An 8,743-nucleotide genomic window follows, 5' to 3' on the forward strand; every position below is an offset into this window, starting at 1 on the left:
GATTCACTCCAGAATGCTGCGCACCGCCGCCCGCGCGGCCAGCTTCGCCAGCGCCAGATCGCGGTCCGGCCAGTTGTTGTCGATGTCGCGTATGGTGTCGGCCGCCTGTCCCAGCTTGTCGGCGACGTTGTCCAAGGTGCAGCCCTCCAGCGAGCGCGCCATGGCGGTGATTTGCTGGCCCATCTTTTGAAATTGCGGAACCAGCGGCTTGATGGTGTCAGCCAGATGGGAAAACGGCTGGATGAAGGTTTTCAGTCGGCCCACGCCCTGCGACAAGCCGGGCAGCGCCGTCTGCACGTCGCTCAGCACGTCGGGCACCCGTCCCAGCGCGGACAAGGGATCGCGCCGCGCCAGGTCTTTCAGTTCGCGCACGTCGTTCACCACGGTCCGCACCTGGCCGACCACAGTCTTGACCTGCGACACCGCCTGCGCCAGCCCTTGCAGATTGGGCTTGAAACCGGCGCTGGCCAGCGTCTGCGACAGCTTGGCCTGCGGCAAGCCGCTGACCGTGCCCAGCAGGCCGGGCCGCGGCGCCGGGGCCAGCTGGCCGCCGAATTCGCGCAAGGACAGCTGCGCCTCCACCGCCAACAGATTGCCCTGGCTGTCGCTCTGCCGGCCGCTGCTGCTCAGGTCGGTGATCACGAACAGGCCCTTGTGGTCGCCGTTGCCCAGCACCAGCGCCAGCGCCTGATGCTGCTGCCGCGCCGCATGCAGCCGCTGCAGCTCGGCATCCGGCAGGCAGTAGGCGGCGTGCAGCACCAGATCGATGCGGATCTCGTCCAGCCGGTCGCCGACGAACTGCAACACCGGCTTGCCGCCGATGCGGCCGTGTTCGGCGTAGTCGCTGCCGGCGCGCTGCTCCAGACCGTCGAAATAGCTGATCAGGTCGAACTCGATGTCACCCAGCACTGCGTACATCGTTTGCTCCTTTGTTCATGGCTAGGCTCCTCAGCCGCGCGCGGCGTAGCTGCGGCGCTGGCGGTCGGACTCGTAGCGGCGCATCAGCCGCTCGAACTCGGCGAACGACAGTTGCATCGCCTGCTGCACCTGTTGCTTGACGCCCTGCGCGCCGCCGCTGATGGTGATCTGCGGCGAGAAGGTGATATGGAAGATGGCCGCCGCCGGCGCCGGCTTGGCCGGTTTCGATGTGTTGGCCACCGCCTGCTGCATGCGCTGCAACTGCTGGGCCTGCCTGCCCTGCGCGCGGATGGGCACGGATTGAGCTGCCGCGGTTGGTTTGATGGAAATCGGTTTGACGGCAGCCGCCGGCTTGGGCAGGGCGGGCATGGCCCGGACGATGGACGGGGGCCGCGCGACAGGCTTGGGCGCCGCCACCGGCTTGGTCGACAGCGCATGCTTGGCGAACAGCGCGCCGGCCTTTTCGCCCAGCCACTCGCCGCCCTTCTGCCCCAGCCAGCTGCCGGCCTGCTGGCCGATGAACGCGCCGATCGGACCCAGCGCGCTGCCTATCGCCGCGCCCGCCGCGCCGCCGGCCACCGAACCCGCCGCGCCGCCCAGCGCCTTGCCATAGGCCGCCGACTTAGCCTGCGGGCTCAGCCGGGACTGGCGGATTGCCGCCAGGTCCGTGCCCAGGCTGGCGATATCGCCCAGCGCCCCCATCCGTTTCAGCGCGCCTTTGGCCAGCCCGCGCGCGCCGCCCATGGACTTGAGCGCGCCGTCGCCGGACTTGAGCAACTTGCCTTCGGACAACAGCGCTTTGCTCTTGCCCAGGCCCCCGCTGACGCGGGCCTCCTTCAGCGCCGCCCCGCGTTGGGCAAGCGGCTTCGCCGCGGTTTTGGCTGTGGATTTGGCTGCCGGCTTGGCCGCTGCCTTGCCGCCGCGCTCAGCCGGTTTCGACGCGGCCGGCTGTTTACCGCCGCTCGTCTTGCGGCCGGACTGCTTGCTGGGCTTGGCATCGTCCTCATCTGCCAGGTCGTTTTTCAGGAAGCGGACGCCAGCCGCCAACAGCCGCTTGGGCAGGCTGCCCTTGGCCTGGCGGAAGCGCTTCAGGGCCGAGCCGGTGCGGCCCAGGTATTCCGCTGCCGTCGAGCTGTAGCCTTCCGCCTTGTCCAGCCAGGCCAGGGCGCGATCGGTATCCGGCAGACGGTTGCCCAGCAAGGGATTGAGCTTGGCGCGCGCCTGTTCATACCGCTTGCGGCCCGTGTCAGTGCGCAAGACCTTGGCCGCGCCGCCAGTCAGTTTCTCGCTCAGCTCGCTGCCGCGTTTCAGGATGCCGGCGGCGTGAATGGCCTGGTCCAGCAGCGAGGCGGTCGCGGCCGACTTCCTCCTGGCCTGCGCAAGCGCCTTGCCCGGCTTGGTCCGGCTCGCCGGTTTCCCAGCCTGCGCGGTGGCGTGGCCAGCCTGTCGGCGGCGGCCCGATGGAGACGTTTTTTTCTTGGACGAAGCCGCCGCGTTGCTGGATGTGTCGCGCCGCGCCGATGGATTCGTCTGCTTCTTGCTTGCGCCCAGCGCCTTGCCCGCCTTGGTCTTGACAGATGCTGAGGCCGCCTTCCGCTTAGCCTCGGCTACCGCCGCGCCGCGTTTGGCTTTGCCGGCCGCTGGGCTGCGCTTCTTGTCCGCCTTCTTGTCCCCGGCGGCGGCGTCCGCTTCGTCGCCCTTCAGGAAGGCCGCGCCGGCGGCCAATAGCCGTTTGGCCGCGCTGCCCTGGGTGTCGCGATACGCCTTCAACGCCTCGCCGGTGCGGCCCAGGTAGTTCGCCGCCTTGCCGCTGTAGTCCCCGGCCTTGTCCAGTAGGGACAAGACGCGCTTGGTGTCGGGCAAACGCTTGCCCAGCGCTGGATTGAGTTTGGCTCGCGCCGCTTCGTAGACTTTGCGGCCCATGTCGGTGCGCAGGGCCTTGGCTGCGCCGCCGGTCAGCTTTTCGCTGATCTCGCTGACTTTCTTCAGCTTCTCGGTCGCGTCTATGGCCTTGTCCAGCCAGCCGTCGGCTTCGCTTTCCTGCCGCTTCAGCTCGGCCACCGCCTCGCCGGGGCGGCTCCTGCTGCCGGGCTTGGCGGACGACTTTTTCTTGGCTTTGGCGCTGTCGCGCTTGCCGGAAACTTTGCCTTCCGTCTTGGCGTCAGCCTTCTTGTCTCCGGCTGCCGCGTCCGCTTCGTCGTCCTTCAGGAAGGCCGCGCTGCCCTGGGTATCGCGATACGCCTTCAACGCCGCGCCGGGACGGCTCTTGCCGCCAGACTGGGCCGGCGGCTTTTTCTGCTTCGCGGTGGCGTTGGCCGCTCCTGATTTGGCGGACACTGCGATGCCGTCGTCCATTCCGCGCAGCAGCTTGCCGGCCCATTCGCCGCCCTTGGCGACGCCTTTGGCGACAGACTCGGTGGTTTTCAGGCCATTCAGGATGGATTCGACGCTAGGCAGCTTGCCGCCCAACTTGGCATTGAGCTTGCCGTGCAGCTTGTCAAAGACTTTGCGGCCCAGGCCATCAGACAGCAGGACGTGTGCTTTGCCGCTGACGTCGGCCACGGCGGTGCCGGCTTTCTGCACGAAATCGGCGGCGCGGATGAATTCCTGCCGGGTAGGCAGACGCAGTTTGTCGAGCGGGGAAGAGGAGGCGGGGGACGAGCGGGAGGGGGAACGCGGCGCTTCGCCGGCGGCATCGCTGTCGCCGCCTTTGCGCTCGCCGCCCTTGCCGCCGCGCTGTACCGGTCGCTGCCAGTCGGCCGACGGCATGTCGCGCTGGGTCTTGTCCTGGTCGCGCCGCTGCCGTTCCACCTTCTCTTCCACCAGGCGGATGACGGCGCTAAGCCGGACCGAGGCCAAAAGCTCGATCCGGCGGGTCTGCTGCAGACTCAGGACGGATTGCAGCGCTTGTCCGCGCCGCAAGCTGGCCTGCCACGCCTCGTGCTGGCGCGTCAGCCCGCCCAAGGTGGACGCCAGCTGGCGGTGCTGGCTCTCCAGCCTGGCCAGATTCAGCCCGGCGCAGGCCTGGCGGGTCCGTTCGACATTGCCGGCCAGATCCTTCTGCGCATCGTTGAGGCGCAGGCCGCACTTGCGCAGCTCGTCCAGCGCAGCGCGGGCGGAGCGGAAAGCGTTGTCGAAGACCCCGGACAGCGTCGCGCCCACCTTAAGACCGATGAAAAACTCGCTTACCATGGTGTGTGCCTGTGATGGGGAAAGAAAGGAGCGGCCGGCCCCGGCCCGGCTTGCGGACGGCGGCCGACCAGAAAGATGGAGGAATCAGATGGCGTCCAACAGTTGCTGCTGACGCTCGCCGCGGCGCTGGACTTCGCGTTCGGCCACTTCGCACCAGAACCAGTAATCGTCCATGGCCAAGGCGTCGATTTCCGACGGCGGCAGACCCAGCACCGTCAACAGCGCCTCGTCAAACGCTCTGAGCGTGCTCGGCTCCGCCCACCATGTCGCGAAAGCTGTCCGCCAAGGCGCGGCTGTCGGCGATGTCCAGTTGGTCGATGTCTTCCAACGTCAGGCCGGTCATGCGGGCGAACAGGAAATCTTCCTGGTCGGCGTCATCCTGGCTGTGCTGGCTGGCGGCCTTCAGGTCGGCGCGCTTCAGGCGGCGGATGTCCAGCGCTTCGATGCGCTGGCCGGCGGCATTGGTGAACGGGTATTGCAGCTTGATTTGCATGATGGTTCCTTGAAGCGGGTTGGGAATGCCGTGATTGTCCGGCTTCCGGAATGCGGGGTATGCGAAAGCGATTTAGGAAGCGGCTTTAAAACCTCCCGCAGGGCAAACCCGCGGGAGGCGCCAGCCAGCCTTAGCCGCCGATGTTCTGACGGTACAGCTCCAGCATGTCGTTGCCGGCCACGCGGAAGATGTTGGCCATGTAGTCCAGCTCCAGGATGTCCTCGCCGCCTATCACCTGCTTGATATAAGTGGCGGTGAAGGCGGAGCTGAAATCGGCGTTTTCATGCTGCTTGAAGGTGCCCATCGGGTTCTTCTTGAACATCACCGTCAGGTAGGTCACCAGGCTGACCTGCTGCAGCCGACCCTGCGAACCGTAGGTCTCGATATTGGAACGCGCCTGCAGCTGCACGGCCTGGAACGGGTTGGCCACAGTCTTGGCCACGTCCTTGTACAGCGAGTTCCACTTGATCTCGCCCTCCAGCTTGTCGAAGCCTGCCGGCAGCTCGATCTTGCCGACCATGCCCAGCGCCTTATGCTCCTGCATGATGGCGGCCACATCCGGCAGCTTGATCTCCTCGGCGCGGCCGAGCAGCGAATTGCCGTTGATGTAGATGTTGGCGTTGGTGATGCGGTTGATTTCAATCTTGCCGGCCATGATTAGTTGCCTCCTTTCAGGCTGAGCAGGTATTCCGAGGTGATCTCGGTTTCAAAGGTCAGGCGTTCCAGCGGCGGCGCCACGGTGTACTTGTAGCTGATCAGCAAATGGCCGGAAGACAGCTCGGTGGCCGGGTTTCGCGCCGGATCGAACCAGGCCTTGAAGCCCAGCAGGGCGCCGTCGCCGATCAGCTTGCGGCCGTAGCCGTTCACCGACTCCACCAAGGAATCGATGGTGGCCTGGTCCAGCGGCATATCGATGTACTGCTGGCTGAAGTAGCGGATGGACTCGTTGATCACGTCGCCGGTGCGGCGCACGTTCTCGAAGTTGCGCATGCTGGACACGGTGGGCCAGGCGGCGGTGCGGTTGCCCCACAGGCGGAAGCCGGTGCCCACGCTGTTGAACACGGTGGTGATGCCGGCCGCGTTCAGCTGGTTCACTTCGCAGTTCGGATCGTCGATCATCGCCGACAGCGGACGCTCGACGCCGACCACGCCGGCCAGCTCCTGGTTGGAGCTGGACCACCAGAAGCCCTTGTCCTTGTCCACTTTGGCGCGCAAGCCGGCGGCGCGGGCCGACAGCGCGTCCAGACGCAAGCCGCCGTTGCCGTCAGCCACCATCACGTACGGGTAGCACAGGCGCACGCGGTCGCTGGAGGTGTTGAAGTTGATGGTGCCGTTGGGGCCGCGGCCGGCCAGCGCGTCGGCGAAGGCGGTGCCGATAGGCGCATCGACATAGGCGATGGCGTCCAGGCGATCGGCCGCCGCCGCCAGTTCCGCCGCCACGGTGTTCTGGGTGCAGAAGCCCGGCGCGATCAGGATCTTGGCGAAGAAACCGAACAGGTTGTAGGTGTCCTGCAGCGCCTTGATGCCGATGCGCTTGCCTGCCGCGTTGACGCCGCCGATGATGTCGGCTGCGGTTACCTTGGTCGGATCCGCGTAGTCGTAGCTCACCTTCAGGCTGGCGCCGACAGCCATCGCCCCGGTCTTCACGCGGGTCAGCTTGCCGTAGGTCGCGTCAAGCTGGTAGTCGGTGCCGGCCACATAGGTGATGCTGCCGTCCGCGCTCTTCACCACCACATTGGCCACCGCCTGCTTTTGCAGCGCGGCCACGCCGCTGATCGGGTCCAGCGTCACCGCCTCGGCGGCGATGCTGGTCTTGTGCACCGCCGGGTCCAGCACGTTGATTACGATCACCGAACCGGCGCCGTGGTCATAAATGGCGCTCAGCGCCTGCGGGATGGTGAAGCCCGGAAGCTGCGGGCCAAAGGCTGCGGCGTCTTTTTCGGACAGGCTCAGCACCGGGGCGTTGATGCCGCCCGCCGGGGCTTGCGGCGCGGTGCCGATCAGGCCGATCACTGCCGACTTGACGGTGCGCACCGGGCGCGGGCCGCGCTCCACTTCGATGGTTTCAACGCCATGCAGATAGTTTGCCGCCATGCTTACGCTCCTTGTTCAGCGGTATGGAAAGACGTTGCGACGCTGGCAACGGAAACCGGCTGCGGGTTCAGATAACCCAGCGCCACCAGCGTGCGGGTGTAGTTGTGGTCCTCCGGCATGTCCACTTCCTTGCCGGGAAACAGCATGATTTCCTGGCCGTCGGCCAAGGTAACGCCGCTGATCGGGCCGGAATACAGATACTTCATGGTTGCTCCTCGAGTGAGACTGCAGTTAGCACAGGCAGGGATTCCGGGGACGCCGCCGTCACCTGCAGGGTGTCGGTGGCCAACGCGATGGCGTAGCACGCCACCCCATCGCGGTAACCCAGGAAGGTTTCGGACAGCAGCCACGCCGGCTGGCAATCCGGCGGCGCGAAGCCCAGGCAGCTTTGCCGGACAGCGTCCAGCACATCGCCATCCGCCTCTCCGGCGCGGCTCTGGCCGAGCAGAACCGTGATCGTCAACTGCAAGGTGCGCAGTTGGCCGTAGCCGTCGCGCAGCGGACCGAACTGGCTGCCGCGCAGGCACAGCAGGGCTGCGCCTTGCGGGTGCGTCAGCGGATAGTCATCCTCGGCGCCGGCAAAGTACTCGACGGTCAACTGCGGCACGCTGGCACGCAAACGCGCCAACAGCGCGTCGACAATTTGGGAAGTGCTTGCCACAACGGAACTCCAGGACAGGGAAAGGGATGCGCAAACGCGCTCGGATCGCCGGCCAGCAAGGCTGCTTGCCGAACGAGGCAGAGAATGCCGGATGGGAGGGGGGATATCTTGTAGCCGGCTTTAGGAAGTGCGGCACTGACACGGCGCTGACACCGGTCAAAAGGCGTGACCAGAGCGGAAATGGAAAAATGACCGCATTGGATGACATCGCCCGCGGGAGCGCACATGCAAGCACAATTTCGCAGCAAGGGACCGGAACTGCTGACCGACCTGACCGACCACATCGCCCTGGCCTTGCGGCAGCTGGCCAACACCGAGAGCCGCCAGGCGGAAAAGATCGCCCAGGAAATCACCCGCCGCATGGCGCAGCACTGGGGCGGCCAGAACATCTACTTCCCGCTGGGCAAGAGCAGCAAGTCTGCCGAGCGCGACCGCCTGATCCTGCAGGAATTCAATGGCGGCAACCATGCCGAACTGGCGCTGAAGCACGGCATTTCCGTGCAATGGGTGTACAAGATTTTGAAGAATGCCCGCAAGGCGCAATGCGACTGACCTGATCGCGCCAGCCGCAACCATGCAAAACGCCCGATGGTTTCCCATCGGGCGTTCTAGAGGAAAGTGGCAAGCGATCAGCGCGTCGGTTCAATCGAGACCGCGGCCGACTCGGTAATCACCGCCACCACTTGGTCTTTCACCGCGATCTCATCCAGCAGTTGCGGATTGCGCACCTCCACATCCATCCGTCCGCCATGCGGGCCTTCCAGCGTCACGACGCCATTGGCCCGATCCAGGGCCACGACATTGCTGACCACCGTGCGCCTGCGGCTCTCAGTCACACCGGGCTTGCCGCCTTCCGGCGCTTGCGTCTGCACACTGCCTTCAATGTCCTTGCGTATATTGTCGCCGCCCTTCTTCAAGGCCAGCGCCAATGCGCTGCGGTAACGGATCCTAACCCGGTCCCCTACCTTCAGCTGTTCCAGATTGCGCACCTCAGGCGAAACGGGAAACTCCAGCACCCAACCCTGGTCGCCCTTGAGCATGACCACGCGTTGGGCAAGATCGATGGCTGCCACTTCGCCACCCGTCTCACGCTGCTGCACGGCGACATCTGCCGCGACAAGCTGCGCGGGCGACGCATCGGCATGCGCCCAAGTTGCCGTGACAAACATGCCGCTGAACAGCACTGCATAAACTCCGGCTTTGAATCGCATCGCGAGACCTCTGATTAAGAATGGGATTCCATCATACCGCGTCCAAACGCAAAAAACCCCGGCTCATGGAGCTGGGGTTTTTGGTTTCGCTTCGTATGCGCAAAGCACAAAGCCCAGCTCGTGTGAGCTGGGCTTTGTCTTATCGGGCGTCTGGCGGTGTCCTACTTTCACATG

General features: G+C 65.5%; 10 protein-coding genes. 1 reads left to right on the forward strand and 9 read right to left on the reverse strand.

Features of this window, described 5'->3' with window-relative positions; genetic code table 11:
• Window positions 1–3 precede the first annotated feature (3 nt).
• The 8 genes from QUG01_RS13915 to QUG01_RS13950 form a co-directional block, all read right to left on the reverse strand.
• Complete coding sequence (locus QUG01_RS13915) at window positions 4–918, reverse strand: phage tail protein (RefSeq protein WP_500830660.1); 915 nt, start codon at window positions 916–918, stop codon at window positions 4–6.
• A 30-nt stretch (window positions 919–948) separates the two neighbouring features.
• Window positions 949–4,110 (reverse strand): hypothetical protein, encoded by a 3,162-nt coding sequence (locus QUG01_RS13920; protein WP_500830661.1) that lies wholly within the window; start codon window positions 4,108–4,110, stop codon window positions 949–951.
• An 84-nt stretch (window positions 4,111–4,194) separates the two neighbouring features.
• On the reverse strand, window positions 4,195–4,329 hold the full coding sequence (locus QUG01_RS13925; protein ID WP_262983064.1) for a hypothetical protein: 135 nt from the start codon (window positions 4,327–4,329) through the stop codon (window positions 4,195–4,197).
• A 10-nt stretch (window positions 4,330–4,339) separates the two neighbouring features.
• Window positions 4,340–4,603, reverse strand: coding sequence for a phage tail assembly protein (locus QUG01_RS13930; protein WP_052246692.1), 264 nt, complete (start codon window positions 4,601–4,603; stop codon window positions 4,340–4,342).
• A gap of 130 nt (window positions 4,604–4,733) precedes the next feature.
• Window positions 4,734–5,258 carry a phage major tail tube protein gene (locus QUG01_RS13935; RefSeq protein WP_043623302.1) on the reverse strand — a complete coding sequence of 175 codons (525 nt, stop codon included), beginning with the start codon at window positions 5,256–5,258 and terminating at the stop codon, window positions 4,734–4,736.
• A 2-nt stretch (window positions 5,259–5,260) separates the two neighbouring features.
• Complete coding sequence (locus QUG01_RS13940; RefSeq protein ID WP_500830662.1) at window positions 5,261–6,697, reverse strand: phage tail sheath subtilisin-like domain-containing protein; 1,437 nt, start codon at window positions 6,695–6,697, stop codon at window positions 5,261–5,263.
• Between the two features lie 2 nt (window positions 6,698–6,699).
• Window positions 6,700–6,903 carry a hypothetical protein gene (locus QUG01_RS13945; RefSeq protein ID WP_500830663.1) on the reverse strand — a complete coding sequence of 68 codons (204 nt, stop codon included), beginning with the start codon at window positions 6,901–6,903 and terminating at the stop codon, window positions 6,700–6,702.
• Window positions 6,900–7,358 carry a Gp37 family protein gene (locus QUG01_RS13950; protein WP_500830664.1) on the reverse strand — a complete coding sequence of 153 codons (459 nt, stop codon included), beginning with the start codon at window positions 7,356–7,358 and terminating at the stop codon, window positions 6,900–6,902. Before QUG01_RS13950 ends, QUG01_RS13945 begins: the two co-directional genes overlap by 4 nt.
• A gap of 225 nt (window positions 7,359–7,583) precedes the next feature.
• Here QUG01_RS13950 and QUG01_RS13955 point away from each other — a divergent pair, with 225 nt between their 5' ends.
• Window positions 7,584–7,910: a Mor transcription activator family protein gene (locus QUG01_RS13955; RefSeq protein WP_043623312.1), complete on the forward strand. Its 327-nt coding sequence runs from the start codon at window positions 7,584–7,586 to the stop codon at window positions 7,908–7,910.
• Between the two features lie 77 nt (window positions 7,911–7,987).
• Here the strand turns inward: QUG01_RS13955 and QUG01_RS13960 are convergent, their stop codons facing one another.
• Window positions 7,988–8,569 (reverse strand): hypothetical protein, encoded by a 582-nt coding sequence (locus tag QUG01_RS13960; protein WP_500830665.1) that lies wholly within the window; start codon window positions 8,567–8,569, stop codon window positions 7,988–7,990.
• Between the last annotated feature and the right edge of the window lie 174 nt (window positions 8,570–8,743).

The sequence above is a fragment of the Chromobacterium sp. CCUG 76385 genome (assembly GCF_059916625.1).

Coding starts and splice junctions, on each gene's coding strand:
- QUG01_RS13940 (WP_500830662.1), bottom strand. CDS start 6,697: ATGGCGGCAAACTATCTGCATGGCGTTGAAACCATCGAAGTGGAGCGC.
- QUG01_RS13935 (WP_043623302.1), bottom strand. CDS start 5,258: ATGGCCGGCAAGATTGAAATCAACCGCATCACCAACGCCAACATCTAC.
- QUG01_RS13920 (WP_500830661.1), bottom strand. CDS start 4,110: ATGGTAAGCGAGTTTTTCATCGGTCTTAAGGTGGGCGCGACGCTGTCC.
- QUG01_RS13960 (WP_500830665.1), bottom strand. CDS start 8,569: ATGCGATTCAAAGCCGGAGTTTATGCAGTGCTGTTCAGCGGCATGTTT.
- QUG01_RS13955 (WP_043623312.1), top strand. CDS start 7,584: ATGCAAGCACAATTTCGCAGCAAGGGACCGGAACTGCTGACCGACCTG.
- QUG01_RS13945 (WP_500830663.1), bottom strand. CDS start 6,903: ATGAAGTATCTGTATTCCGGCCCGATCAGCGGCGTTACCTTGGCCGAC.
- QUG01_RS13915 (WP_500830660.1), bottom strand. CDS start 918: ATGTACGCAGTGCTGGGTGACATCGAGTTCGACCTGATCAGCTATTTC.
- QUG01_RS13930 (WP_052246692.1), bottom strand. CDS start 4,603: ATGCAAATCAAGCTGCAATACCCGTTCACCAATGCCGCCGGCCAGCGC.